This window comes from Saccharopolyspora tripterygii (genome assembly GCF_054778355.1).
This window is the reverse complement of sequence record NZ_BAAGZP010000001.1, coordinates 374,418-400,097: the sequence shown is the minus strand read 5'-3', so window position 1 is coordinate 400,097 and position 25,680 is coordinate 374,418. Positions and strand designations below refer to the sequence as shown.

Sequence of the window (25,680 nt, the reverse complement as noted above, 5' to 3'; positions counted from 1 at the left end):
CCCCGTCGCGTCAGGGCTGTTCCGGCAGGGTGTCGCAGTTGCTGGACGCCGGGGCTCCGGAGAGCCGGTCGGTGATCCAGGAGATCGCGTTGCCCTGGTCGGCGAGCAGCGGCGTGACGTGGTTGGTGATCAGCCCCTTGCCGAGGTCCGGGAGCTCGACCGGGGTGTAGGTCACGTCACCGCCTGCCGAGCACCAGTCCACCGCCAGCTGGCGGGCCTGGTCGTGCGGCACGATGTCGTCCTTCACGCCGGTGGTGACGCGGACGGGCGTGGCCGGCTTCGTCGTTCCGAGGAGCTGGCGGTCGAGGATCTCGCGGACCGCCGGTTCGGCCTCCACGACCTCGCCGAGGCTCTCGCCGTCGTTGGTCCAGGCGGAGGTCTTGCCGAAGGCGTAGCGCGCGATGCCGTCGCCGATGCACCGCGAGGACAGGTCTTCCAGCGCGGCCTTGCCGTCGTCGTTGATGTGCTCGTCGGCGATGGGCTTCAACTCGGGGTTGGCCTGGATGAACCCGTTGAGCGACCACCCGATGGCACCGACCAGCGCACTGCCGTCGATGCCTTCGATGACCTCGGTCAGGTTCGCCGGGGGCGCGCCGACGTAGGCACCCGCGAGCTCCACGTCCGGGGCGTAGGTGGGCTGCAGCTCGGAAGCGGAGGCCGTCGCCCCACCGCCCTGGCTGTAGCCGTAGAGCGCGACGCGCGACTCGTCGGTGATCGAAGTCTCGGGCAGCGAGCGGGCCGCCCGCACGGCGTCGAGCACCGCGTGACCACCGTCGATCCGGTTCACGTAGGTGTGCAGGCGGTCGGTGGTGCCCAGGCCCACGTAGTCGGTGACCACCACCGCGTTGCCCTCGGCCAGCAGCCGGTAGATCGCGATGTCCTCGTAGCCCACCGACACGTGGTCGCCGTTGAAGGCGATCGGGCGCTCCAAGCCCTGGGAGGCCGAGCAGGAGTCGCCCTGACCCATGGTTCCCGGCGCGACGGCCACGACCGGGCGCGGACCCTCACCCTTCCACGGCGCCGACGGTTCGATGTAGGCGCCCGTCACCGCCGCGGGCTTCCCGTTGGAGTCGGTGGTCTTGTACATCAGGCGGGTCGCCGTGCCGGGCAGCTGCTTCCCGCCGACGCTCGGCAGGCTCAGCGCCAGCGGCAGCGGTTCGGTGCGCACCAGGGCCCCGTCCGCCTCGGGAAGCTCGGCCGGCGGGTCGTAGAAGCCCGCGCTGACCATGCCCGGCGTGGCCGGCGTGTCGTCGGCCGCGGTGGCCGGTGCGGCATGCACGCCACCGACCGCCAGCGACAACGCGGTCACGGTGATCAGTCCGCGCGCGCGTCTGCGCGCTGCGGAAGGCGAGCGGTGAACGGAACGGGACATGCGGTCGCTCCCTGCGTCATCGGATGGTGCGAACTGCGCAAGTCGATCGGTTCGCGGTCCGAGCAGGTGAGGTCACCCGCCCCGGCACGGCGTACCGGGGCGCGCGGTGTCGAGCCGCACCCCCGGCTTGTCGTCGACTCCGAAGTGAACAACGACACAACACTCGCGAAGTTGCGCGGCGCAACGATGCGGGCGTCGCCAGTGGACCGCGGCAGCGCTGTTCGAGCAGATCAGCGGAAGGCCGCACTGTTGACCGGGAAGTCGAAGTACTCGTCCGGGAACGGTTCCTGCGGCAGGTTGAAGTGCCACCACTCGTTCGCGTAGCCCTCCAGGCCGGCCGAGGTGAGCACGTCGCGCAGCAGATCCCGGTTGGCGCGGGCCTCTCCGGTCACGCCCGGGGCATCGGTGTGCGCCCGGTCGTCGAAGCAGTCGAAGCCGGTCCCCATGTCGACGCTGTTGTCCGGGAACCGCTGTCCGACCGGGGCGGTGCAGGAGGCCAGCGGTTCCCCCGGCGTGTAAGGCCGCTGGGGCGGCGCGGGCAGCCGCACCAGGGTCAGGTCCACCGAGCTCCCCCGGCTGTGCCCGGAGTCCTCGGCGATGTAGCCGCCGGAGTACAGCTGCGACTTGTCCATGCCCGGGTAGAACTCGTCCTTCATCCGCTGGTCGGGGACGTCCTTCGCCCACTCGACGAAGCGATCGTCGGCCTGCTGCGGCCGGTAGCAGTCGTAGACCTTGAGCGTGTAGCCCTGGGCCGTGACCTGCTGCTGCGCCCTGCGCAAGGCCTCGGCGAGCGGGCGGGTCACCACGCACATCGGCTCGTCGTAGCCGGGCACGGGATCACCGGTGAAGTTGTGCGGGGTCGCGTAGCGGATCTCCTCGACGATCGACGGGTCGACGTCGTGCAACCGCACGAACCCCTCCGGAGCCTGCTTCACCTGCACCGCAGGAGCCGGCGGAGGGCCGGGGCTCGGGGCGGGAGCACTGGGCGCGGGCGGCGCCGGAGCAGGCCCGGGCGGCGCTCCTCCACCGCACGCCGCCACCGCCAACACGACCGGCACCACGAGTGCGAACAACCGAAAACCCCAGCTCATGCAGGTCACGATAACCCGGTCCGAGGATTCGCGAAGTGCGGCGACAACCCCATCGCGGCGACCGGCCCGGTCCCGTCAGCCGTGCCCGCCGAACATCAAAACCAACGCGAGGCCCACCAGCACCAGCACCAGCACTGCGCGCAGGTACGACGTTCCGCCGACGATCCGGTTGCGGCTCGTCCGGCCGAAGAAGACCGGGATCTCAACGCCCGACCAGATCACCTGGTTGCTCCGGAAGACCGGGTACAGGGCGTGCATCAGCCGATTCCGCATGCGCCGGAAACTCAGCCGGACCGCGACCCGCCCGAGGTGCAGCTGCAGCATCGCGTGGGGGCGGAACGGGACGAAGTGCGGCGTCCAGTCGCGGTCGAAGTGGACCAACCCGTAGACGGGCTCCTTCCCCCAGGTCGAGCTCTTGCGCGGGTCCGCGGGAAGCCCGGCCGGGAAGTACGCCTCGGTGAGCTCCCGGAACCGCGCGTACTGAGCGCGGTTGAGCGGGACGAAGACGACCAGCCGCTCCGGCAGCACGTTCGCCGTCGCCTGCGCGAACTCCCACCTCAGCCCGTCGCTGTAACCCGCCGAGATCAGCACCAGCGCGGAACCTCGCAGGAGGCCGAGCACTTCGGCCTGCCACCGCTGGAGATCCTGGCCGGGACGCGTGGAATCCGGCTCGACGTAGATCTGCGCAGGGCCCAAGCCGGGCAACCGCGACCCCGGATCTCCGATCGCCACGAGAGTCCCGAAGTTGCGGACGGCCCGGGCGATCTCCTCGATGTAGGAGGACCGCGAGCCCAGCGCGGTCATCAGCGACCGGAACGGCGAGGTCCCTTCGAGCAGCGCGTCGTGGGCGAACGAGCGGAGGTAGAGCACCGGCGGCCGTTGACCGCTCCGCAGCGCCTCCCGCCCCTCGACCGCGAGGTGCTTCCGCCCGCGCGTCGCCAAGCCGGCGCCGACCAGGCAGCAACCGACGAACAGCGCGATCGCGCCCCAGCCGAATTCCACGACCCAGAACACCAGCAGCGCCGCCACGGCGCAGAGCGCGCCGAGCGCTCGGAGAAGCCACCCGACGCGGCGGTCGGGGCCGGTTTTCCGCGCGGGGAGCAGGGAACCGAGCGGGCGGCGCGATGCGGAATCCCAGTGCTCGGCTCGTTCGGCCAGGTATCCCATCCACCCCATGAAGGGCACGATCCCCGGCGCGGAGCCGATCCATCCGGGAGACAGGTTCCACTCCCCGGCGCGCTCGGAGACCGCCTCCCGCAGCTGCTGGACCTTCTTCCGATCCGGGACCTTCTCGCTCCTCATCTGCTTTTCCCCGGTCTGATGCTTGCGCACCAGCGATCCGATCTCCCGCTTCGTCCGCTGGCCCGAGCGGGTGCGCGTCAAGGTCAACGAGTGCTCGCACCACAACCAGACGATCGCGGACACCAGGACCTCGATGTTGAGGAGCATGATGGTCGCGTTCGTCCCGACCCCGCCCCCGAGCTGCACGAGAACCATCGTGAGCAGGACGAGCGGGATGAGCATCCGGCCCATCAGCCTGAGCCGCAGGTGGTTCGGGAAGTCGAGGAGGTATCCCCCGGATTCCAGCCGTCGCCGCAGGTGCGCACCGGTGTCGGTGCGGGCGAACTTCCGGGCGAGGCTCTGGGCCGTCGTCTCCTTGGTCAGCAGGTCCAGCACCTGCCGCTGCACGCCGTCGACCACCGGCTGATCCGCGCGGGGACCTCTTGCGTAGGTCGAGAACTGGCTGTGGCTCACGAGGACCGCGCCCGCATCCGCCAAGCACGCGAGCGCCGTCTCGACAACGCGGGTCGCACGACCGGTCAGCAGCGCAACCTCGTAGGGGCCGAGCGAGATCGGTTCTCGTACAACCGATTTGGACTGAGCCCAGAAGTACGCCCCTGCTCTGGCGACCACCGCGAGGAGCAGAAGCGCTCCGAAGGCGATCAGGTACGGCCCGGCCACGTTCATGTTCACGTTCATGTTCGTCTCGGACGTGAAACTCATGAGACCTCCGAGGCCTACTCGCCGTGGGAGGAGCGCCAGGTGCTGTGCTCGCGGCTGATGGCCGCTTCCGCGTCCGCGACCGCCGCGGCCCACCCGGCTTCGTCCGAGTGGTGGCGGAGGTGTTCCCGGACGAGCCCGAGGTCGTGGGTCGCCACGACGTAGGCGTGCGCGGTGGTCGAGTGCTGCCGGGCGCTGGTCCAGGCGGCCAGGCCGGACACGGTCGCGGCGACGATCCCGGCGAGGTCGAAGTCGACCACGCCGAAGGCCCTCGCGAGCGCGGCGGCGATGCCGACGAGCTCGCACACGAGCATGAGCCGCTGGTAGATGTCCGCTTGCCGCTGGTGGAACTTGGCCTTGTCGGCGTACCAGGTCTGCTGGTCATCGATGCGGTCGGACAGGTAGGCCTGCTGGCGTTCGGCCAAGCCCGCGTCGCGCAGGGACCGCATGCGGCCGCTGATCGCGCTCGCGCGGCTCGGCAGGAGCGGGACCGAGCCGAAATCCGTGCGCAGCTTGGCGAGCCGGTCCACGAACACGCGGTCGGCATCGGCCTCCGGCAGACCGGTCTGGAACGGTGCCCCGCCGACGGCGTAGCGCCAGGCGAGGGTCTTGGTCGATTCGGCGAGCGCCCTGCCCTGGTACCAGGCCTGGTTGGAGTGGCTGCGCAGCACGAGGATGTCGACGCTGAGCGCCCCGACGAAGAACAGCGCGGTACCGATCGCAGCGACGTCGGCGGACCCGGCGGGGATCGTGAACGCAGCGGAGATCGCGGCGAGGACCGAGAGCAGCAAACGCCCCCGCACGGCCCGCAAGTACCGGCGCTGACCGACGACGGAGACCTCGTCAGCGGCCTGGAAGAGCCCGGGTAAGTCACCGTGGTCGAGAACCGGCGCCGCCTTCTCGCTGGTCGTCATACCGGCCGCTCTCCCTCTCGCCGTCGCACAATCTCACCGGCGAAACCACCGACCTTCCGCTCCACCACGCGAAGTCCCGATGATCACGCCAGGCACGCATGGTAGCGACACGAGCCCCCAGAGCGACCGCAAAACCCCAACCAGAACCACTTCGGCCCAACGACAGCCCGCCCACCCCAGCGACACCGCACGTGCTAGGCAGGTCCCAGTTTTAGTCCAAACTGAGCCGACATTTCGGGCACGAATGCCCCTCGGTTTGGACTAAAACTGGGACCTGGTGAGGCGATGGACGCCGAGCGAACCGGGTGAAGGTCGGGTCAGCCTCGGGCTGTGCCTCCTGGGGCGTCTCCTTCGGGTTCTTGGGGGACGGCGTCGAGGACCTGGTCCTTGTTGGCGTACTGGCCCGCGGGCAGCGACCGGAGTGCGGCGAGGGTTTCGGCGTCGGCTTCGCGGTCGGTGGCGAAATCGACCATCCGTTCGCGGTCGACCGGGAACTCGAGGCCCTGCAGCGCCTTGTCCACCCGCATTTCGTCGCGCTTGGTCATGGTCCCTCCATTCGTGTGGCGCTCGATGACAGCGCACCGACCGCAGGAGTACCCACTCAGCCCGATCCTTATCACCGCGCCGGCCGCACATCACCGGAGTCGGTGACGGGCCGCGGAGTGGACCAGCTATCGCTTGACTTCGAGCTAACTGGAACTCCTAGCGTCGTCCGCAGGAACGACGAACAGGAGGACACGATGAAGCAGATCCGGCCCGACCTCTGGGAGACCGAAGCCGAGCACCCGTTCCCCGGCCTGAACACGCACGCCTACCTCTGGACGGCACCCGGCGGGAACGTGCTGTTCTACAACACCACGCTGGAGTCGGAGTTCGACGAGATCGCCGAGCTCGGCGGTGTCGCGCGCCAGTACCTCAGCCACCAGGACGAGATCGCGCCGTCACTGAGCACCGTCAAGCAGCGGTTCGGCTCGACGCTTCACAGCACCGCCGTCGAGGCGCCGATCGTGGCCGAGACCTGCGCCGTGGACGGCACTTTCGACCGCCGCAGCACCGAACCACCCGGTTTCGAGGTGATTCCCACTCCCGGCCACACCCCGGGCAGCGCCTGCTTCCTGGTGCCGGGCGCGAACGGCGAGAGCTACCTGTTCACCGGCGACACCCTCGTCCGCGGCGAGGACGGCGCCTGGTTCGCCGGCTACATCCCAGGTCACAGCGACCGCGACTCGCTGGCGGACACCCTCCGGGCGCTTGCCGACCTCAACCCCACCACGGTGATCTCCAGCGCCTTCGTCGGCGATTCCGGCGTCACCGACCTCGGCGATCGCCGCTGGGCCGACTGCGTCGACGAAGCGCTGCGAGGCCTCACCCAGCCGGCGACCTGAAACACCACTCCATCAGCCGATCCTCACGCAGGTCAGGATCTCGTGGCCTGGGCGAAGGATCGGGTGATCCAGGACGGATCGGTGATGGCGGTCCCGACGACGACCGCCATCGCACCGCCTTCCAGGGCCTCGGCGACCGACGACGGCGAGTGGTAGCGCCCCTCGGCCACGATCGCGTGGTCGGGGAGCGCACCGCGCAGGCCCGCCACGAGCGCGAGATCGGGACCCGGCCCGGTGCGGCCCGCGGTGTCCTCGGTGTAGCCGGACAGCGTGCTGGCCACGACGTCGGCACCGGCGGCCGCCGCGAGCTCGCCGTCGGGCAGCGTCGCGACATCCGCCATGACCAGCGCTCCCTCGTCGTGCACGGCCTTGATCACCGTCGCCAGGTCGACGCCGTCGGGGCGCGGACGGCTGGTCCCGTCCAGCGCGACGATCTCGGCACCGAGGCGGGCGACGGCGACCGCATCCTCGACCGTGGGAGTGATGAAAACACCGGTTCGATCGTGCTTCGTCAGACCGATCACCGGCACGTCGACGGCCTCGCGCACGGCGGCGACGTCGTCGAGACCACCGACTCCGCCGCAGCGGATCGCGCGGGCGCCGCCGTCGACCGCGGCACGCGCCATCCGCGCGATCGTGGCGGAATCGCGCAGCGCGTGCCCTTCCCCGGCCTGGCAGGACACGATCAGACCGCCGTCGAGCTGCTGGATCACGCGGTCACGACTCATGGACGACCTCCGGGCTGTGGTGTGCGGCGACCAGTGCTGCGCCGAGCACGGGCGTGTCGGGCGTAGCGGGACGCAGGACGGGTGTCGTCCTCGCGGGTGGCCGTGATTCGGCGTCGAGCGCCTCAGCGAGCGGGCCGAGCAGCGGGTCGCCGAGGCCGGTCGCTCCGCCCGCGACCACGACGGCGTCGAGGTCGAGCGCGGTGACCAGGCCGGACAAGGTCCTGCCGAGGAGACGTCCGGCGCGATCGACGACGGCCGCGGCGCGCTGGTCACCGTCGCGGAGCCGGAAGGCGACCTCGGGCAACGTGAGCGCGGGAGCGTCGTCCCTCGCGGCGGTGTAGGCGGCGGCGATCGCCGGTCCCGCCGCGATGGCTTCGAGGTGGTCGTGACGCCCGCAGCCGCAGGGCAGGTGGCCGGGCTCGGGCGTGATCAGGTGGGCGATCTCCCCGTGGGTGCCGAACCGCCCCCGCAGCACCTGTCCGTCGACGATCAACGCCCCACCGACGCCGGTTCCCAAAGACACGTACAGGACTCGGCCGAACCCGCGGACCTGCTCGTCGAGCGCCACGGCGGCCGCGGCGGCCCGGACGTCGTTGTCGACCGCGACCGGCAACCCGGACCGCTCCGACAGCGGACCGGCGATCTCGGTGCCCAGCCAGCCCGGCACGGTGTCGGTGCAGGAGGTCACGCGCCCGCTGACCGGGTCGATCGTGCCCGGAGCACCGACCCCTACGGCGCGAACCGGCTCCGGACTCTCCCGCAGCAGGCCGCTGACCAGCTCGTTCGCCCGCTCGACGATGTCGCGGCCCCCGGTGCGCGGTGTGGGGCGGCTGCGGCGGGCGCTGACCCGGCCGCCGTCGTGGACGAGTCCGGCGACGATCTCGGTGCCGCCGATGTCCACGCCGATGAGGACGTCGCTCACAGCAGTCCCGCCTGGTCGAGCAGGATCCGGATGGTGGCGACCTCCTGCTCGGTGAGCGGGAGCTGAGGCGGCATGGCGGCCGGGCAGTCGATGATGCCGCGCAGGTGCAGGGCGGCCTTGAACGAGCCGAGTCCTGCGGAGCTGGGGCCGATCCGCGCGGGGTCTCCGGCCTCGACCATGCGGAACAGCTCCGCGAGGCGGTCCTGCTCGGCGGCCGCGGCCTTCAGATCACCGTCGCGCACGTGCCGGGCGAGCGCGAGGTAGCCGTGCGGGTCGACGTTGCCCAGACCGGGCACGACTCCGTCGGCGCCGTTGACCAGCGCGTTGTCGACGGTCAGCTCCGATCCGGTGAGCACGACGGGCCTGCGCTCACCGCGCATCTGCAGCAGCCTCCGCAGTCCGGCGTCGTCACCGCTGGAGTCCTTGACGCCGGTGATGACGCCATCCTCGGCGAGCCGCAGCAGGAGCTGCGCGGAGAGCTTGGTGTGCACCGACACGGGCAGGTCGTAGGCGTAGAGGGGGACGTCGACGCCCGCGGCCACGGTCCGGAAGTGGTGCTCGACCTCGGCCGGGTGCGTGCGCGTGTAGAACGGCGCGGTCGCCACCACCGCGTCGACCCCGGCGCGCGCGGCCGCGCGGGCGTGGGCGAGCACTCGCGGCGCCGTCATGTCGATGGCTCCGGCGATGACCGGGACCTGTCCGGCGGCGACCGAGGTGGCGACGTCGATGACGGTCGCGCGCTGCTGGTCGTCGAGGTAGGCGGTCTCACCGCTGGATCCGAGCACGAACAGCCCGTCCACCCCGGCCTCGATGAGGAAGTTCAGCAACCTTTCGAGCGAGGTGGTGTCGACGTCGAGCTCGGGGGTAAGCGGGGTGCAGACGGGCGGGACGACGCCCGTGATCGCGGCGGTGGTCATCTGATGTCCTCGTGGATCTCGTTGTGGGGTCAGGACGTTCGGGCTGAGGCGCCGTCGAGGGCGTCGGCGGCGTCGGGCCTCAGGAGTCGTTGCAGGCGAGCGGGAGCGTCGATCCCGATCAGCACCAGCACGACGGTGGTCAGGGAGAAGGAGAGCACGGCCAGCGCGGTGCCGAGGCTCATCGACGCCCCGAGGGTCGCGCCCAGGGTCGGGGCCACCGCTCCGCCGAGCGCGCCCACGTTGTAGAGAAATCCGAGGGCGGCGACTCGCTGCTTGATGGAGAAGTAGCCGCCGATCCACTTCGGGAGCAGGCCGGAGATGCCCTGCCCGAAGACCTGCTGCACGAACAGCAGCACGCCCAGGAGCACGAGGCTCGATCCGCCCACGGCGAAGACCGGGAAGATCACGATCTGCGAGATCAGCAGGCTGCCCCAGTAGGCGCGGCGCGTGCCGAAGCGGTCACCGGTGAACCCGGCGACGATGCAGCCCACGGCGGCACCGAGCCCGGAGAAGGACAGGACCTGGCTGGCCTCGGCCGGGGAGTAGCCCAGGTCGGTCTTGAGGTAGGTCGGCAGCAGCGACTGGATCGGCCACGAGTAGAGGAACGCGCAGAACACGATGACCATGACGGCCAGGCCGGTGGGCCAGCGCGGGCCGGAGAACTGGACGACGTAGGACACGAAGACAGCGGCCACGAGCAGCCCGAGTACCGCGACGAGCCAGGTGGGGACGCCGCCGGCGGTGAAGATCACGACGAGCGCGACGGTCGCGAGGACACCGGTGGTGATGTTCACCGGTGTGCGCCGACCGCCGAAGAGCGTGTCGGTGACCGGCGGGGCGTCGGTGTCCTTGCCCTGCTGCTCCTTCCAGTCCCGCGACTCGGGGAGGCTGCGGCGCAGCCACACGGCGACGGCGATCGGCAGGAGCCCGATGATGAACAGCGCCCGCCACCCGAAGGCCGGGACGACCAGGCTGTAGACGCCGGCCGCGAGCACGGTGCCGATCGAGTAGCCGGAGATGAGGAAGCCGCTGGCCTTGTTCCGCATCCGGGTGGGCCAGGACTCGATGACGTAGGTCGAGCTGGCCCCGTACTCACCGGCCATGCCCAGTCCGATGACGAGCCGTGCCGCGAACAGGACCCCGTAGCTGGGTGCGAACCCGCAGGCCAGGGTGCCGAGCGAGAACAGCGCGATGCTGAGCACCATCCCCGACCGCCGTCCGAAGCGGTCGGAGTAGGCGCCGATCGCGAGGCCACCGATCCAGCGCGAGATGAACGCGGCGGACACCAGGGTGGCAGCCTGCACGTCGGTGAGGCCGAACTCGGCGCTGATCTCGGTCAGGACCAGGGTGATGAGGACGAAGTCGAAGCCGTCGAGCAGGTACCCGATCCACGCCGCGACGAACGCCTTCCACTGACTCCGTTCGAGCTGCCGGTACCAGGGCAGGGAAACGTCCCCTGCGGCCTCCGCCTTCTCACCGTCCATGTGCTGCACCTCTGCTCCCTTGCAGGCCATGCTCCGCGACGTAGGATGTCTGATGTCTAACGTCTGCAGCACGGTAGATCCCGGAACGGGGTGCTGTAAAGCCTGATCGGACGAAAGGTCTGATGTCCTACGTCGGGTAGGGTCCGGACGCGGAGGACTAGGAGTGGATCAGATGCGCACTGCGAACCGCCGGTCGAGCGGACGCCCCGCCGGCGCGAAGACGGGCGGGCGGTCCGCCGCGCGCCAGGAGACGACGGCCGACCGGATCAAGGACTACATCCTCGCGGAAGGCCTGCGGCCGGGAGACCTGCTGCCCACCGAGGCCGAGCTGTGCGACCACCTCGGGGTCTCGCGCTCCAACGTCCGCGAAGCGGTCCGCCAGCTGTCCACGTTGGACATCGTCGAGGTGCGGCACGGCCACGGCACGTTCGTGGGCAACATGTCGCTCGACGCGCTGGTCGAATCACTGGTCTTCCGAGGCGTTCTCGTCCCCGGCGACGACCTCCGCGCCCTGCGCGAGGTGATCGACCTGCGCCTGACCCTGGACCTCGCCATGTCCGAGCGCATCGTGGACGCCTTCCGCGGCACCACCAACCCGGAGCTGCACGCACTGGTCACGGAGATGGTCACCAAGGCCACCGGCGGTTCGCCGTTCCCGAACGAGGACCGCGCCTTCCACACCGGCCTCCTGGCCCGCCTCGACAACTCCCTGGTCGGACAACTCGTCGGCGCGTTCTGGGACGTGCACACAGCGGTGGTCCCCAAGCTCGGCGTCTCCGTCGCGATGGACCTCGAACGAACCGCACGAGCCCACGGCGAGATGCTGGAAGCCGCGGAAGCAGGGGACGCCGAACGCTTCCGCCATGCGGTGACCACCCACTACGAACCCATCAAGCGCTCCCTGGACCAACGATCCGACTGAACCGGCGCGGGGAGAGGCGCAGTTGCCCTGAGCCCCCGGCAGTCCGCGTTGCGAGCCGACCGGGGAGCTGCTGATTCATCGCCGGTCCGTCTCGCCGAATGCCACGCTCTGGGAACCGTCCCTGGAATCCGCCCGACAGAGGTGAAACCGCGCCTGGCGCCAATTCGCCGCGCTAGACGAGCAGATAGACAGGCACACACGAACCAGGGCCGATGCTCGGGAGCATCGGCCCTGGTCAATGGGGTGGAGCTGAGGGGATTCGAACCCCTGACCCCTTGACTGCCAGTTCGTACGGGAAAGCTGACCTGCGAAAACAGCGAACTGCGCGAGCCTCTTTGGCTGCTGGCGTCCTCCTACTTCGCATCCTCTTCTGCGCCCTCGGTCCACGGATGGTCCACAAGCAGGGGGGGCTGGAACAGAGGGGGGCTCGCCCCCGAGCGGGCAGTGTCACCCTCCTGTCACCGAGTCTGTCACCTTCGTTTTTGCTGCTCAAAGCAATTTGGTGACAGAAGTGACAGTGGTGACAGCTTCGTGCGTCTCGAATGAGCCCTATATGGGCCTACGAAGTGGGCCGAGCGTCCGTCAGTGGCGGCCTCAAGGCCCGATGACAGCGGCGCTCTGCCGACGACCGGGCGCGGGCAATCCCGGCCAACGGCCCACCCGAGGACGGCCCAGCAGGGATCTCAGCGCCCCCTCTGTTCCAGCAATCAAGGTCGACCCAATGCCGATAGGGCGGCATGATCGTGAGGCGACTATTCACGCAACGAGGAGGGACTTGAGCCTGTGACGGCGCAGAAGGGCATGGACAGTCACCTGAAGGCCGGGGGCTGGGAGCCAACGGACATCCTTGCGGACTGTCCTGATGGAGCCGACGTCGCCGAGTTCATGAGTTCCCGAGGGTGGGAGGAGTTCCTATCGCTCGGCGAGGAGGCTGGCGAGTTGAGCCTGCAGTCGTGGCGGCGGAAGTTCGAGGGCAGGTGGCAGTACCTTCTTCAGGTGCACGATGCCAGTGTCTTGTCCCCATACGTGCTGGTAGACAGCTTCCCCGAGCTGATGGACCTAATCTCCCGGTGGGCACCTGCTGTCCAGGCTGCGAACATCGCAGCCACAGCCTCCGAACTATTCGGCCAGCACATCGACGACCACGGGATTGTGGAGCGCGTCGCCGCTCGCGCCGCTTACGGAGCAAGGGACCTACCAGATCGCTTGGAGGAAGAGAAGCGGCGTATGGAGCGCGAACGACGAGCTCATCGACAGCGGCAAGCGGGCCAAAAGTCCTGATCTAGGATCTCCGCTTCGCTGACCGCGTCGGCACCCGGATCTCGCCTCGCGGGTGGAAGACTGGCGGCACGGACGTGCAGCGCGATGAGGTCGAGGGAGAGGGCCGTACCAGTGAGCGAGGAAGAGTCCAAGTGGCAGGTCTACGGCGAACGCACCGTCTACGAGAGCAAATGGGTCCGCGTCGGGTTGGCGGACATCTCGCAGCCGTCCGGGGAGCGGTTCGAGCACCACACGGTGTGGTTCCCAGCTCCGGCCATGACGGTGTTGGTCGACGATGAGCGTCAGAACGTACTCATGTCCTGGCGGCACCGGTTCGCGCCTGACATCTGGAACTGGGAGCTGCCGGGCGGAATCATCGACGCTGGCGAGGAGCCTCGTGACACTGCGCTGCGAGAGCTGGTCGAGGAAACCGGCTACCGCCCTCGCAGCCTCGAACCCATCATCAAGTTCGAACCCGCGGTTGGGATGCTGCGCAACCCGAACCATGTCTTTCTCGGTCTCGGTGCCGAACGGATTGCCGACGCCACGGAGTTGAATGAGGGAAAGTTCGAGTGGGTTCCGCTTGCGAAACTGCCTGAAATCATCCAGAAAGGACAGGTACAAAACTCCGGAGCACTGGTAGGACTCCTGCACATCCTCGCTTTTCCACCGAAACTCGGCTAGTCCGTCAGCAGTTCGGTGATCCGGGTCCGTTGGCGAACGGACCCGGTTTTTCCTGCCAGGTCCAGTGCCCGCTGTGCGTGCTCCTTCGCTTCGGCAACATCGCCGCGTTGCCGAAGAGCCAGCGCCAGGTCTGTGCGCAGGCTCGTTTCAGCGCGTTGCGAGTTGAGTGCCTGATCTCCGTCGAGGGCTGACGTGAGGTCGTCGACAGCCTCAGACGCGCCGAGACGAGCGAGGCAATGCCCACGCCACCGAGCGAGATGCGTCTGGTTGAGCATCAGATATGGCAGCTCCGGGTCGACGTCGCCGTTTGGCAGGATCTCGGCAGCGTCGTCGAGAAGGCGTCTCGACCGGTCCCCCTCCCCCGCCGCCGCAAGGAACTCCGCTTCGACGGCGGTGAGCCAAGCCCTCAGTCTCGGCGGAACCTTGCCGAGCGAACCTGGCGTGTTGATGTACTGCACGAGCTCAACGGCGTCGCTCGCTCTGCCCGCATCGAGCAGCGCGTACGCCTGCTGCGCAGTCACGTGCGCAAGCGAGGCCGGATCATCACCCTGCCTAGCGGCTGTACGCGCAATGTCGTGCAGGTTCCACGCCTCCGTAACCTTGCCAGCATCGAGCGATTGCCAGCCCGCGAGTGCTGCACCTTCGGCCAGAGCGACCGCTGCTGAGGAGAAATGCCTTCCTGGCAAGGCATTCCGCAACATCTGCTGCATGTATTCGACGTGGGCAACGGTCTGCGGAATGATCGCCGCGCCGACCTTCCGGTCCATGAGTCGAAAGTGGTCGGTCTGCGCTTCCAGCATCCCGATGAGATCCGGATCAATTCGCGAGACTTCGAGCGTCGGCCCAGTGTCGAGGGACATCGGCGGAGGCTCGACCTCGACCAACCCGAGGGCCGAGACGGGCAGCTGGAACACCTCGGCAAGCTCGTCCCGCCACTCGACAGGATCGACGCGTCCCCGCTCCCAATCGACGTACATCCGCTTCAGGCTGCTGTCCTTCGGCGGCATCTGGCCGCGCCGCTTGCGGATCGCTCGGAGTTTCGCGACGACCTCGGTCTGACTCATGCCGGCAGTCGCCCGCGCCCGCGCTAGCGGCGTCGTATCGGTGTCACTCACTCGCAAGCCCCTCAGCGTTTCCCCAGTTCAGGGCCTGGTGAGTCGGGTCGCCTCACCCCTGACTCACCAGCGACTCATCTACTCAACGCGCTGTTTCGCCCCGATTCTTGAAGCAAGACAGCGAAACAAGCAAACACCACGAACTGGGAGGTTGTCATGGGAAAGAGCTCGATGCCGATGATGAAGACCGGCGGCGGAGCCGGGAAGAAACTGCTCGGAGCGGCGGTCACGCTGGCATTGCTCGTGATGGTGGTCCAGCACCCGACCGAAGCCGCCCAGTGGGCGAAGAACGGTGCGGCCTTCGTCGGCCACCTGGCGGACGCACTCGGCTTGTTCTTCGGAGAGGTGCTGGGGTGACCCCGGCCTCACTCGCGAGCCACCCGCCGCTCAAGCGCTTCGAGCCGTTCGGTGACGTTCGCCAGTTGGGTCCGGAGGTCCTCGATCGCCGCCTCGGAATCGGCAGGCTGGTCGCTCACCGACGGCGTTCGTCCCTTGAGGACAGCACCGAGGTGGCCGCGCGGCAGTTCGAGGGCGACGGACATCGCTTCGAGCGTCCTGGCCGTGCGGTTGCGCTGGATGAGGTTGTGCTGAAGTTCGCGGACGGTCTGCAGTGCCACGCCAGCTCGGTTGGCGACCTCCTGCTGCGTCAGCTCCAGCTCGTCCATTCGGGCGTTAATCGCCCCGGCTACGGCGTCCCAGTCCTTCGCCATCGGCACCCCTCGTGAGCTGCGGATATCACCGCCAACACTAGCCCTAATCCTGAACGATCTTCCAGCCCTTGGGCACGATCGTGCTTGACATGACTAGTTTTAGTTGTTGTATTAGTACTCGCATTGGTTGTCAGGTTTCGCAGAGATCGCAGACAACCGGGGCAACGAAGTAAAGACCCGCCACCAGGCGGGGCACAGATCGAGAGCAGGGAGCACTAAAGATGCAGTTCAACGGCACTTCCACGCAGATGTTCCGGGTGAAGGCAGTCGCTGAGGTTCTGGACGTGCACATCTCGACCGTCTACCGGCTGATCGAGTCCAACCACCTCGGGTCTGTGCGGATCGGCTTCGGCAAGGGCGCGATCCGCATTCCGGCACAAGCGCTGAACGAGTACCTCACGAGCCTGGGAATGGCCCCGCTGCCCGAGCACAACGTCGCCGAGGAGGCGGTCGCATGAGCACGCAGGCGGGGACCGACGCCCGGGGAGCCCTGTACCGGGTACTGACCAACCTGCCGGGCGCTGAGTTCGGTTCGGCTCCGGAGTGTGCGGAGACCGACCCGGAGGTCTTTTTCCCGGAAACGGGCCGGGTGGACCTGGCCCGGCAAGCGATCGAGATCTGCGATCGCTGCCCGGTGCGGGACGCCTGCCTGGAGCTGGCGGTGCGCGACGGCGAGTGGGGCATCTGGGGCGGCACGACCGAGAAGCGGCGCCGCAAGATCCGCGCCGAGCGTCGCCGACCCCAGCAGGGCGGGGAGGTGGCGGCGTGATGGCACAGCACGCCACCGACCTGACCGAGGGCTAATCGCTCTCGCTGCACAGCTGACCAGACAACGAACGGAGAAACCGCAATGAGCAAGCGCGACCAGCAGCCCTGGCACCGGATCGTCAAAAAGTCCTGGTGGGACGGATCGATGTTCACCCTGTGCGGCATGAAGATCCCGGGAAACAGGGCCGTGAGCGACACCTGGTTCCTGCCCCGCACCGGCCCCGACTGCCCGGCCTGCGAAGCCCTGAACAAGCAGGGCAGGTAGCCCCGCCCCGGCCCAGCAGTCACTCCGCCAAGAACGCCTGCTGGGCCGGGTTCCCCACCCGATTCGAAGCAACCCGGAAGGGAACTTCTGATGCTAGAGAACCTGCTCAACCTCGGTGCGCGTGGCGTGCTGCTGCTGGCCGCTGCGGCCGGTGTGCTCGCCGTCGCTGCCCTGGTTGTCACCTGGCGGGCCGTGTTGCCCGCCCTGCTGATCGGCCTGCTGGCCATCGGGAGCGGCCTGGTCCGCACGGTGGCGCTGGCCGGATTCCTGCTGATCGTCGTGCTGCGCGGACTGATGCTCGCCCTGGACTCGGCTGGGGCGTCGGTGCCTGCGCCTCGGATCCGGAAGGGGGTGCCGGCATGAGCACCGAGGTCGCCCAGATCGAGGACTACCGGCCACACCGCTCGGGCATCTACCTGCCCGCCACCGCCGCCGAGCAGGGCGCGGTGACCGAGCCGATTCCGGCCATCACCCCCGAGAACACCACCGACCAGATGGAGGCGGACGTGCCCGCCACGAACGCCGACGAACTGGGCCGCACCCAGCGCGTGCAGGCCCTCGAGGAGGAGGTTGCCGAGCGGGAGCACCTGGCGGCGTTGCAGGCCCAGCACGCCGAGACGCACGTTGAATCGGAGACGACCCGCAAGCTGCGGCAGGACTCCCGCGACGCGGAGGACAAGCGCCGCGAGCTGGCCAACCCCGCCCGCATCGCCCTGCGCGATGCCCGCGCCCAGCGGTGGGCCAACATCGTGGGCTTCCTCGCCGCCTTGATCGCCCTGGGCTGGTCGACGGCCAACGTCCAGCACACCGCCGCCCTCGGAGTCCCGCACGGCACCGCGGGTTGGTGGCTGGCGTGGGGTGTGGAGCCGCTGATCTCCGCCGCATTGCTGACGGTCATGGGTTCCAAGGCCTACCTGGCCACCCGCGGCGCGGCCATCGAGGGCCGGTGGGTCACCGCCGCGCAGGTCGTGCCGCTGGCCTACACCGTCACCCTCAACTGCTGGACCAGCCTCCCCGCCGGGTTCGTCGGCCACCCGTTCATGGAGTTCGTGCGCGGCCTGCTCGTGCACTCGGTCGGCCCGGCGATGGTCGTGCTGCTGGTCCACACCCTGCCGGTGATCTGGGCGGCCTACATCGGCCTGCACCACACCGAGACCGACAACCAGGCCGGGTTTCAGAACCGCTCTGAACAGCCCGAATCGACTTTGTCCACTGTTGACCTCGACCGCGCCCGCCAGCTGCTGCCCGCCGTGCGCGAGGCCTACGAGGCCGGGCAGATCACCAGCGGCGTGAAGTCGATCCGCCAGTACCTCAGGAACCACGGTCACCGCGTCGGTGCCCCGATCGGCATGTGGCTGCGCGACGCCCTCAAGCACGAGCAGGAGGTGAGTGCGTGATGAGCACCCCCAACGAACAGCACCTCGACCACTCCGCTGAGATCATCACCTTCCCCGGCACCACCGAGCAGCCCGAGTCCGAAGCCGTGCACGCGACCGCGGAACGCCTCACCGACGACTCGGTTTCCGCTGGCGGAACCGTGTTGGAGGGCGAAGTCCTCGACTCCGAGGGCGCTCCGGCTGGTGAGTTGGTGCGACGTGGCCCGGTCATCCCTCCGGCCCTGGCGGGCAAGGCCAAGCAGGCCGCTGCGACCGCTGGTCAGGAGGCGCTGCGTCACGGTCTCTACGCCGTGGGCGGGGCGTGGGTGCTGAGCGGCCGGGCGGTGGGGCGGTTGATGCACCGCGACATCACCGCCGCGATCCGCCAGGCCCGCGCGGCCGGTGACTACGGCACCGTCGCCACTCTTGAACAGCAGAAACGCGAGTCCAGCAACGCCCGCTGGCAGCGCATCTTGCTCCAGCTCAAGGTCGCCGGAATCACCGCCGTCGCCCTGCCGGGCGCGGTGCTGGCAATCAGCCTGGCGGTGCTGGTGTTCGCGATCGGCGCGTGGATGGTGCCCGGCGGCGGGGACTTCAACAGCGTGTGGACCGATGGCTGGTGGGCGTTCTTGCAGGACGCGGCCTCGGTGTTCGTCTGGGCCGCGACCTGGGCACCGGCCGCCCTCGGGCTTGGTGGCCTGGCGCTGGGCTACACGGCGTGGAAGACCGGCCGCGAGGCCGAAACGCTGCCCCAGTGGATGGGCCCCACTGAGGGCGAGGCCCGCGACGTGGTGCCGGATGAGGGCGCGATCCTCTCGGCTCTGCGCAACCTCGGGATTCCTGCTCTGAACAGGGCTTTCAAGGAGGGGTGGGTGCCGCGCTGGGTGCAGGGCACCGCCCTGGACGGCCGCGGCTACCGCACCCAGGTCGAGCTGCCGCAGGGCGTGACGGTGGAGATGATCGCCGACAAGAAGAACGTCCTCGCCCACAACCTCGTGCGGTTGCCGGTGGAGGTGTGGCCGACCGAGCCGAAGAACAAGCCCGGCGTGCTGGACCTGTGGGTGGCTCACCAGGGCATCCTGCACGGGCCGGTCGATCCCTGGCCGCTGCTGGACGACGGGACCACCGACTACTTCAAGGGCGTGCCGGTCGGCATCGACCAGCGCGGCGACGTCATCGCGGGCAAGTTGATGGCCGCCAACTACGGCATCGCCGGAATCATGGGCTCGGGCAAGACCTCCATCGTCGTCAACATGCTGCTGGGCGCGATGCTCGATCCGCTGGTCGAGCTGGACGTGTTCGTGATGGCGTTCAACGCCGACTACGACCCGATGGAGCCCCGTCTGAACAGGCTCGTGAAGGGTGACGAGGACGAGCAGATCGGCAAGGCGATGGAGGCCCTGCGGGCGCTGCGTTCCGAGGTCACCGAGCGCGGCAAGATCCTCTCCGAGCTCGGGGGCGATGAGGTCAAGCTGACCCGCGACATCGCCGAGCGCGACCCGCGCATGCGGCCGCGTGTGGTGGTCTTCGACGAGTGCCAGGAGCTGTTCCGCCACGAGAAGTACGGGGAAGAGGCCAAGCAGCTGGCTATCAAGGTCATGTCCAAGGCCCGTAAGTGCGGCATCACGCTGGTGTTCGTGACCCCGGCTCCGTCGGCGGAGTCGCTGCCGCGTGATCTGGCCAAGACCACCAGCCACCGGGTGTGCTTCGCGATCGGTGACCACCAGGCCAACGACGCGATCCTGGGCACCGGCTCGCACAAGCAGGGGATCACCGCCACCAGCCTCGTGCCTGGCGAGGACGTCGGCACCGCCATGGCCAGTGGCTTTGCCTCTCGGCCCGGCCTGCTGCGCGCGTTCTACGTCAAGCGGGAAAAGGGCGTCGACCAGGTCACACCGGTCGTTGAGCGTGCCCTGGCCCTGCGCGAGGGGCAGCAGCCCGCCGACACCGCCGCCCAGCCCACCGACGACGGCGAGCAGCTGGACCCGCTGGCCGACATCGCCACGGTGATCGGTGACAAGGCCCGGATGCGCACCCAGGAGGTCCTGCAGCGGCTGGCCGAGCTCAACCCGCACGCCTACCGGGACTGGACCTTCACGGCCCTGCGTGAAGTCCTCGCCGACGCCGACGCCGAGCCCTACAAGTCCGGTGGCGTCATGCAGGTCTCCGCCGACGCCGTCCGGCAAGCCATCACCGAGCGTCACGAAACCAGCGACGGCGACGAAACCGCGAACTAGAGGGAGGCACCGGGGATCCGGGGAGTTCTCCCCATCCGACTCCCCGGCCCATCCTCCCCGTCACCACCAGCAATGAACCTCCGCAGGGAGGCCGGGGACCCGTGCGCCCAAAACAGGCCCAGAAACCACGAAAACAGGGTCACCGGCCCGGCCACACCCCCCTCCCTCCCCGACCCGACCGCCCACCAGAGAAGACACCCACAGTAATCAACCAACTAGCAGGAGGACGTCGCCATGAACGAGTCGGCTCTGACGGAAGCTGCTCTGTGGGCTGCCAAGCGCGGCTGGCCGGTGTTCCCGGTTGTTCCGGGTGGGCGTTGGCCCGCGCTTCACGGTGCAGCGAACTGCCCGAGCGCCGGGCCGTGCACTTCGGGGCACCGAACGCCAGAGCAGCGGGCGACCGTCGACTCTGACCGGATCCGGCGGTGCTGGGCGTACTCGGACTACAACGTCGGCATTGCCACCGGTCCGGCTGGCCTCGTGGTGATCGACCTCGATGTGCCCAAGCCGGGCAAGCCAGTGCCGCCGCATTGGGCGGATCAGGGCGCGGAGACCGGCATGGACATCTTCCTCATCGTCTGCGCCGACGCCCAGCAGCAGCCACCGCTCGAAACGTTCACTGCCGAGACCCACTCCGGTGGAACGCACCTGTACTTCACCGCGCCCGAGGGCATTGAGCTGCGCAACACCCAGGGCGAGCGCGGCAGCGGCCTCGGATGGGGAATCGACACCCGAGCGCACGGCGGCTACGTCATCGGCCCGGGCTCGATTCGGGCCGGTGGCCGGTACCGCGTGACCTCTGACGTCCCGCCCGCGCCGTTGCCTGCCTGGCTGGTCGCTCGGCTCACTCCGCCCCCGATGCCTGAACAGCGGCCGGTGGTCGTCGCAGCAGACCCGAATCGACACGGCCAGTACGTCGCCGCAGCGATCAGGGGCGAGCTGGACCGGATCGCCAACGCGACGGCTGGGGAACGCAACTTCGCGCTCTACTGCGCCGCCGCCGCGCTTGGTCAGCTCGTAGCCGGTGGCGCGCTGACCGACCACGAGGTGACCGCGGTCCTCACCGGCGCCGCCCGGCTGCACGTCGATGCGCGTGCCTACGGCTGGCAGCAAGCACACCGCACCATCGCCTCAGGCTTGCGGGCCGGGGCCAAACGCCCCCGAAAGGTCGCCGCATGAGCACTCAGCCCGACAATGTGCGGCCGCTGCAACGGCACCCGGCCGAGGCCCTCGCCGGGGCCTGGACCGCCGACAGCCTTATGGCGGCCGAGTTTCCCGAACCGCGCTGGGCCGTTCCCGGCATCGTCGCCGAAGGCCTGAACGTGCTGGCCGGGCCGCCCAAGGTCGGCAAGTCCTGGATGTCACTCGGGCTCGCCCTCGCAGTCGCCTCGGGTGGCCGAGCGTTCGACATGCTTGACGTCGAACCCGGCCCGGTGCTCTATCTCGCTCTAGAGGACACCCCTCGCCGGTTGCAGACCCGCATGGGCAAGCTGTTGGGCGGCGAACCGGCCCCTGCTGGGCTCACCCTCGCGACGACGTGCCCGACACTGCCGGCAGGGGGAGATCAGGCCATCGCCGCATGGCTCGACCAGCATCCCGATGCCCGCATGGTCGTGCTGGACGTGTTCGCCAAGATGCGAGGACCAACGCCCCAAGGAATGGCCGCCTACGACGCGGACTACGCCGCCGTGTCGCGCGCCAAACGGATTGCCGACGACTACGGCGTCGCCCTGGTTCTTGTTCACCACGTTCGCAAGATGGCCTCAGAAGACTTCCTAGCCGAGGTCTCGGGAACGAACGGCATTGCCGGTGCTGCAGACGCAGTGCTCGTGCTCAAGCGCGGGCGGAACCAGGCTGACGGCGTTCTCAACGTCACCGGCCGCGATGTCGACGAGTCCGAATACGGGCTGGCTTTCCACTCCGGGTCCGGTGCGTGGCAATTGCTGGAAGGCCCTGCGAGCGACCACACGCTGCACGACACGCGCGCCACGATCCTGCGCTGCCTCCGCGAAAGTCCCGGCATGGGACCAACTGCGATCTCGACAAGCACCGGGATCGACCTCGCTTCAGTGAAGCAGACCTGCCGACGAATGGCGGCCGACGGTCAGCTGCACAGCGCCAACGGGAAATACCGACCGACCGATGTCGGTGACGCCCGCTCCGCGTCCGACCTGTCACCCCTGTCACCACCGTCACCGAACGCCTCTGACCAGTGCGAATAGCGGTGACACCCGACCGCGCACCTGTCACCAAATCCGACCGAAGGGAACCCCCGTGGCCAGCTTGAAGCGCGCACCGATCGGCATCGACCTCAAAGGCGACATTGAGCACCTGGCGAATCGGCGTTCGCCATACCGCGCCCGAGTTCGGTGGACCGATCCGGCGACGGGCAAGCGCACTTCAATGTCCGAGTCGTGCCAAACCGTTGACCAAGCAGAGGAATGGATCGACGGAATGCGGCAGGCAGCCGCCGCTGGAATCGACCCAAGGGCAGCGACCCAGAGCCTCGCAGAATACGGGGAGGCCAACATGGAACTCGCTCTGCGCGGCCTTGAAGCCAAGACCCGAGACCCATATCTGGCCGGGTGGCGAAAGCGTGTGGTGCCGACGCTCGGGCACATCCCCGTTCGGATGGTCACCAATGGCGCGGTAGATCGCGCGCTTCACAGCTGGATTGCGGACGGGCAGAGCATGTCCACCATCAAGAACAGTTCGGCCGTTCTGGTCCGCATCATGGAGCAGGCCATGCGGGACGGGCTGATCGACCGCAACCCCGCGCGGGTGACCGGATGGCAACACGAGTTCAAGCAGGCCGAGGACGAACTCGATGACCCGCGCTCGCTCGCGCTCCCGAACTGGGACATTCTGACGCGCCTCGCCGCCGCCCTCGTAGAGCGCTCGCACCGCGAGTACCGCGGATGGGGCGACGTAGTGGTCTTCGCGGCCTGCACTGCAGCCCGCATCGGCGAGGTGTCCGGGTGCCGGGTCCGCGACATCGACACCACGACATGGGAATGGACGATCCGCCGCCAGACCACCACCGCACCCGGCGGCCTCGTGGACAAGCGCACCAAGGGCAAGCGGGCACGCGTCGTACCGATCATCGAGGAGGTTCGTGAGCTCGTCGCCCGGCGCATCGCCGAGACCGATGGCGACCCGGATGCCCGGCTGTTCACCGGACCGCGCGGCGGGCGGATCGTCACGGCCGTCCTGCGCGAGGCGACGCATTGGGACGAGGTCGTGCCGCGGTTCGGCTACGAGCACCTGCGTCGGCACGACCTCCGCCACACAGGGCTCACATGGATGGCCGACGCCGGGGTGCCCGTGCACCATCTGCGGAAGATCGCGGGGCACGCCTCGCTGACCACGACCCAGCGCTACATCCACCCGGACCGCCGCTCGGTCACGGACGCGGGCAATCTGCTCTCGCTTCACTTGCGTCGCACGGACCACGGTCCGCAGGCCGAGGCCAGCTGATCTAGGGCTGTTTGGTCCACGGATGGTCCACAAACAGGCAGGGCATGATCGAGGCGGACTGACCACAATGGAACAACAAGAAGGCCGGTTACCTGGGATTTCTCCGCAGTAACCGGCCTTCTTAGTGGGTGGAGCTGAGGGGATTCGAACCCCTGACCCCTTGACTGCCAGTCAAGTGCGCTACCAGCTGCGCCACAGCCCCTTGTTCTTTTGTCCCGAGGTGTTCGGTTTGTTTCCGCCCCGCTCATCTCGTGTGCCAATACAGTACAACAGCCGTTCGGGGATGATTTCAGGGGGGTCCCCGGAACGCGCGTGGCGCCGACGGATGCGCCTTGACCTGCGGATAAGGGGTCTCGCTTCGTCGTTGACGGTACCCGTCCTCACGGAGGCGTCCGGGCTCCGTGAGGACGGTCACTTCGATCAGCCTGCTGCTGTCGTACCCCTGGGTTTGGGCAGGCCTCGGGTGTTGGCGGCCTTGACGAACTCCGCTCTCGGGTCGTGGAGTTCGCCCAGGGCCACGACCTGGCGGCGGAACGGGAGTTCCAGCAGCCAGTCGCCGAGGATCCTGGCCTTGCGGGACGTCGTGGGCATCTTCATCAGGTGGTAGGCGCGGTGCAGCAGCCAGGCCGGGAGGCCCTTGAGCTTGATGCCGTAGACCTCCGCCGCACCCCGGAACAGACCCAGGCCGGCGACCGAGCCCGCGTGCTTGTGGCGGTACTCCTGCAGCGGTTCGCCGCGCAGCTGGGCGACGATGTTGTCCGCCAGCAGCTTCGCCTGGCGGACCGCGTGCTGGGCCGACGGGCTGGTCAGCGCCTCCGGATCACTGCTGGTCAGGTCCTGGACCGCGGCGCAGTCGCCTGCCGAGAACACGTTGTCGGCGCCCTTGACCTGCAGCCTCGTCGTGCACTCCAGGCGCCCCTTGGAATCCCTGGGCAGGTCGCTGTCCTCCAGCATCGGGTGCGGTTTGACGCCGGCGGTCCAAACGATCGTGTCGGCGTCGAAGGTCTCACCGTCACCCAGTTCCACATGTCCGTCCACAAGGGACTTCGCCGTGGTGTTCAGCAGGACCTCGATACCCAGGTTCTCCAGCTGCTGCTTGGTGTACTCGCCCATGTGCGGGCTGACCTCGGGCATGATCCGGCCCATCGCCTCCACCAGCACCCAGCGCATGTCGTGCTCGGAGAGCTGGGGATAGCTGCGGATCGCGTAGCGGGCCATGCTCTGCAACTCCGCCAGCGCCTCGATCCCCGCGTAACCACCACCGATGAACAGGAACGTCAGCAGCCTGCGGCGCAAGTGCTCGTCCTCCGTGCTCGCCGCGATGTCCAACCTGGACAGAACGTGGTTGCGCAGGAAGATCGCCTCGCCGATCGTCTTGAAACCGACGCCCTCCTCCGCCAAGCCGGGGATCGGGAGCGCCCGCGAGATCGAACCCGGAACGGGAACGAGGATGTCGAAGTCGATCGTCTCCGCCTGCCCGTCGCCCAACGTCGCGGTCAAGCACCCGTTGGCGTGGTCGATGCGGTTGACCTGCGCGGTCAGCACCTCGCACCGGCGCAACGCCTCCCGCAGCGGCACCACCACGTGACGCGGTTCCAGCGAGCCTGCGGCGGCCTCCGGCAGGAACGGCTGGTAGGTCATGTGCGGCTGGGTGTCGATGACGGTCACCCTGGCCTCGCCGTCGTCCAGCTTCTTCTGCAGGCGGAGGGCGAGCGTGAGCCCGACGTGCCCGCCACCGATGATCACCACGCGAGGTTCACGCATGCTGCGACTCCCCCCGTGCCCCGGAGCGCGTGCGACGCGGGTCGACCGCTCGCTCGGGGTGTCGGCGCAAGTACTCCTGCTCCAGTTCGAACGTGCGCGCGGTGTGCTCGCGCAACGCGTCGGGCGAGCCGTGCAGGAACGTCTCGTTGCGCGTCTGGTGCAGGTTCCCGAGCTCCTGCAGCAGCACGTCCTCCGTCAGTTCATGCCCCGGAATACCGGTGATGTTCATGTCGTCCTCCCACATCGGGCAGGGCCAACCGCAACGCCGGTGGCGTTGCCCCACGGGTA

At 68.6% G+C, this 25,680-nt stretch carries 27 protein-coding genes and 1 tRNA gene; 14 read left to right on the top strand and 14 right to left on the bottom strand.

Translation table 11 applies throughout. The features are described 5' to 3' along the window. Positions 1-10: 10 nt before the first annotated feature. The 5 genes from ACYVF3_RS02080 to ACYVF3_RS02060 form a co-directional block, all read right to left on the bottom strand. Positions 11-1,372, bottom strand: a complete 1,362-nt coding sequence (locus ACYVF3_RS02080; protein WP_461152588.1) for a lipase family protein — start codon at positions 1,370-1,372, stop codon at positions 11-13. Between the two features lie 230 nt (positions 1,373-1,602). Further along, a complete protein-coding gene (locus ACYVF3_RS02075) occupies positions 1,603-2,463 on the bottom strand; it encodes a M15 family metallopeptidase (protein ID WP_461152587.1) in 861 nt (286 codons plus the stop codon). A gap of 75 nt (positions 2,464-2,538) precedes the next feature. Beyond that, the gene (locus tag ACYVF3_RS02070) at positions 2,539-4,467 is read right to left on the bottom strand and encodes a TIGR04222 domain-containing membrane protein (RefSeq protein WP_461152586.1); all 1,929 of its coding nucleotides are present in this window, start codon (positions 4,465-4,467) and stop codon (positions 2,539-2,541) included. A 14-nt stretch (positions 4,468-4,481) separates the two neighbouring features. Further along, on the bottom strand, positions 4,482-5,378 hold the full coding sequence (locus ACYVF3_RS02065) for a DUF4231 domain-containing protein (protein ID WP_461152585.1): 897 nt from the start codon (positions 5,376-5,378) through the stop codon (positions 4,482-4,484). Between the two features lie 317 nt (positions 5,379-5,695). Further along, the gene (locus ACYVF3_RS02060; protein ID WP_461152584.1) at positions 5,696-5,923 is read right to left on the bottom strand and encodes a DUF2795 domain-containing protein; all 228 of its coding nucleotides are present in this window, start codon (positions 5,921-5,923) and stop codon (positions 5,696-5,698) included. A gap of 195 nt (positions 5,924-6,118) precedes the next feature. Between ACYVF3_RS02060 and ACYVF3_RS02055 the strand changes: the two genes are divergently transcribed. Then, on the top strand, positions 6,119-6,763 hold the full coding sequence (locus ACYVF3_RS02055; protein WP_461152583.1) for an MBL fold metallo-hydrolase: 645 nt from the start codon (positions 6,119-6,121) through the stop codon (positions 6,761-6,763). Positions 6,764-6,795: 32 nt separating this feature from the next. Here ACYVF3_RS02055 and ACYVF3_RS02050 read toward each other — a convergent pair whose 3' ends face one another. Genes ACYVF3_RS02050 through ACYVF3_RS02035 form a run of 4 tightly spaced genes read right to left on the bottom strand, consistent with a single transcriptional unit; the run spans position 6,796 to position 10,814 of the window. Continuing rightward, positions 6,796-7,491 (bottom strand): N-acetylmannosamine-6-phosphate 2-epimerase, encoded by a 696-nt coding sequence (locus ACYVF3_RS02050; protein ID WP_461152582.1) that lies wholly within the window; start codon positions 7,489-7,491, stop codon positions 6,796-6,798. Further along, the gene (locus ACYVF3_RS02045; RefSeq protein ID WP_461152581.1) at positions 7,481-8,413 is read right to left on the bottom strand and encodes an ROK family protein; all 933 of its coding nucleotides are present in this window, start codon (positions 8,411-8,413) and stop codon (positions 7,481-7,483) included. The genes ACYVF3_RS02050 and ACYVF3_RS02045 overlap by 11 nt, the downstream gene beginning before the upstream one ends. Next, the gene (locus ACYVF3_RS02040; protein WP_461152580.1) at positions 8,410-9,330 is read right to left on the bottom strand and encodes a dihydrodipicolinate synthase family protein; all 921 of its coding nucleotides are present in this window, start codon (positions 9,328-9,330) and stop codon (positions 8,410-8,412) included. The genes ACYVF3_RS02045 and ACYVF3_RS02040 overlap by 4 nt, the downstream gene beginning before the upstream one ends. 29 nt (positions 9,331-9,359) lie before the next feature. After that, entirely contained in the window at positions 9,360-10,814 is a 1,455-nt protein-coding gene (locus ACYVF3_RS02035) for a sialate:H+ symport family MFS transporter (RefSeq protein ID WP_461152579.1), read from the bottom strand. 172 nt (positions 10,815-10,986) lie between these two features. Here ACYVF3_RS02035 and ACYVF3_RS02030 point away from each other — a divergent pair, with 172 nt between their 5' ends. The 3 genes from ACYVF3_RS02030 to ACYVF3_RS02020 all read left to right on the top strand — a co-directional run bounded on the left by ACYVF3_RS02030 (position 10,987) and on the right by ACYVF3_RS02020 (position 13,680). Beyond that, on the top strand, positions 10,987-11,736 hold the full coding sequence (locus tag ACYVF3_RS02030) for a FadR/GntR family transcriptional regulator (RefSeq protein WP_461152578.1): 750 nt from the start codon (positions 10,987-10,989) through the stop codon (positions 11,734-11,736). A gap of 783 nt (positions 11,737-12,519) precedes the next feature. After that, on the top strand, positions 12,520-13,017 hold the full coding sequence (locus ACYVF3_RS02025) for a hypothetical protein (RefSeq protein WP_461152577.1): 498 nt from the start codon (positions 12,520-12,522) through the stop codon (positions 13,015-13,017). Positions 13,018-13,128: 111 nt separating this feature from the next. Then, complete coding sequence (locus ACYVF3_RS02020; RefSeq protein ID WP_461152576.1) at positions 13,129-13,680, top strand: NUDIX hydrolase; 552 nt, start codon at positions 13,129-13,131, stop codon at positions 13,678-13,680. Here ACYVF3_RS02020 and ACYVF3_RS02015 read toward each other — a convergent pair. Further along, a complete protein-coding gene (locus ACYVF3_RS02015) occupies positions 13,677-14,795 on the bottom strand; it encodes a hypothetical protein (protein WP_461152575.1) in 1,119 nt (372 codons plus the stop codon). The two genes, ACYVF3_RS02020 and ACYVF3_RS02015, sit on opposite strands and share 4 nt — an antisense overlap. Positions 14,796-14,951: 156 nt before the next feature. Between ACYVF3_RS02015 and ACYVF3_RS02010 the strand changes: the two genes are divergently transcribed. Next, positions 14,952-15,152, top strand: coding sequence for a hypothetical protein (locus ACYVF3_RS02010; RefSeq protein WP_461152574.1), 201 nt, complete (start codon positions 14,952-14,954; stop codon positions 15,150-15,152). Positions 15,153-15,160: 8 nt separating this feature from the next. On the opposite strand, the gene ACYVF3_RS02005 is transcribed toward ACYVF3_RS02010, so the two are convergent. Then, a complete protein-coding gene (locus tag ACYVF3_RS02005) occupies positions 15,161-15,505 on the bottom strand; it encodes an XRE family transcriptional regulator (RefSeq protein WP_461152573.1) in 345 nt (114 codons plus the stop codon). 221 nt (positions 15,506-15,726) lie between these two features. Here ACYVF3_RS02005 and ACYVF3_RS02000 point away from each other — a divergent pair, with 221 nt between their 5' ends. The 9 genes from ACYVF3_RS02000 (at position 15,727) to ACYVF3_RS01960 (ending at position 23,628) form a co-directional block, all read left to right on the top strand. After that, complete coding sequence (locus ACYVF3_RS02000; protein WP_461152572.1) at positions 15,727-15,963, top strand: helix-turn-helix domain-containing protein; 237 nt, start codon at positions 15,727-15,729, stop codon at positions 15,961-15,963. Further along, positions 15,960-16,274 carry a WhiB family transcriptional regulator gene (locus ACYVF3_RS01995; RefSeq protein WP_461152571.1) on the top strand — a complete coding sequence of 105 codons (315 nt, stop codon included), beginning with the start codon at positions 15,960-15,962 and terminating at the stop codon, positions 16,272-16,274. The genes ACYVF3_RS02000 and ACYVF3_RS01995 overlap by 4 nt, the downstream gene beginning before the upstream one ends. 81 nt (positions 16,275-16,355) lie before the next feature. Next, positions 16,356-16,538, top strand: coding sequence for a hypothetical protein (locus tag ACYVF3_RS01990; RefSeq protein WP_461152570.1), 183 nt, complete (start codon positions 16,356-16,358; stop codon positions 16,536-16,538). Positions 16,539-16,628: 90 nt separating this feature from the next. After that, positions 16,629-16,901 carry a hypothetical protein gene (locus ACYVF3_RS01985; RefSeq protein WP_461152569.1) on the top strand — a complete coding sequence of 91 codons (273 nt, stop codon included), beginning with the start codon at positions 16,629-16,631 and terminating at the stop codon, positions 16,899-16,901. Then, positions 16,898-17,935, top strand: a complete 1,038-nt coding sequence (locus ACYVF3_RS01980; protein WP_461152568.1) for a hypothetical protein — start codon at positions 16,898-16,900, stop codon at positions 17,933-17,935. Before ACYVF3_RS01985 ends, ACYVF3_RS01980 begins: the two co-directional genes overlap by 4 nt. Next, positions 17,935-20,151: an FtsK/SpoIIIE domain-containing protein gene (locus ACYVF3_RS01975; protein WP_461152567.1), complete on the top strand. Its 2,217-nt coding sequence runs from the start codon at positions 17,935-17,937 to the stop codon at positions 20,149-20,151. The genes ACYVF3_RS01980 and ACYVF3_RS01975 overlap by 1 nt, the downstream gene beginning before the upstream one ends. A 234-nt stretch (positions 20,152-20,385) precedes the next feature. Beyond that, positions 20,386-21,330: a bifunctional DNA primase/polymerase gene (locus ACYVF3_RS01970; protein WP_461152566.1), complete on the top strand. Its 945-nt coding sequence runs from the start codon at positions 20,386-20,388 to the stop codon at positions 21,328-21,330. After that, complete coding sequence (locus ACYVF3_RS01965; RefSeq protein WP_461152565.1) at positions 21,327-22,373, top strand: AAA family ATPase; 1,047 nt, start codon at positions 21,327-21,329, stop codon at positions 22,371-22,373. Before ACYVF3_RS01970 ends, ACYVF3_RS01965 begins: the two co-directional genes overlap by 4 nt. Positions 22,374-22,425: 52 nt before the next feature. Beyond that, on the top strand, positions 22,426-23,628 hold the full coding sequence (locus tag ACYVF3_RS01960) for a tyrosine-type recombinase/integrase (RefSeq protein WP_461152564.1): 1,203 nt from the start codon (positions 22,426-22,428) through the stop codon (positions 23,626-23,628). Between the two features lie 129 nt (positions 23,629-23,757). Here ACYVF3_RS01960 and ACYVF3_RS01955 read toward each other — a convergent pair. From ACYVF3_RS01955 to ACYVF3_RS01945, 3 genes are all read right to left on the bottom strand, one after another. Beyond that, a tRNA-Ala gene (locus ACYVF3_RS01955) sits at positions 23,758-23,830 on the bottom strand. A gap of 218 nt (positions 23,831-24,048) precedes the next feature. Then, positions 24,049-25,392 (bottom strand): NAD(P)/FAD-dependent oxidoreductase, encoded by a 1,344-nt coding sequence (locus ACYVF3_RS01950; RefSeq protein WP_461152563.1) that lies wholly within the window; start codon positions 25,390-25,392, stop codon positions 24,049-24,051. After that, entirely contained in the window at positions 25,385-25,621 is a 237-nt protein-coding gene (locus ACYVF3_RS01945; protein ID WP_461152562.1) for a DUF6158 family protein, read from the bottom strand. Before ACYVF3_RS01945 ends, ACYVF3_RS01950 begins: the two co-directional genes overlap by 8 nt. Positions 25,622-25,680 lie beyond the last annotated feature (59 nt).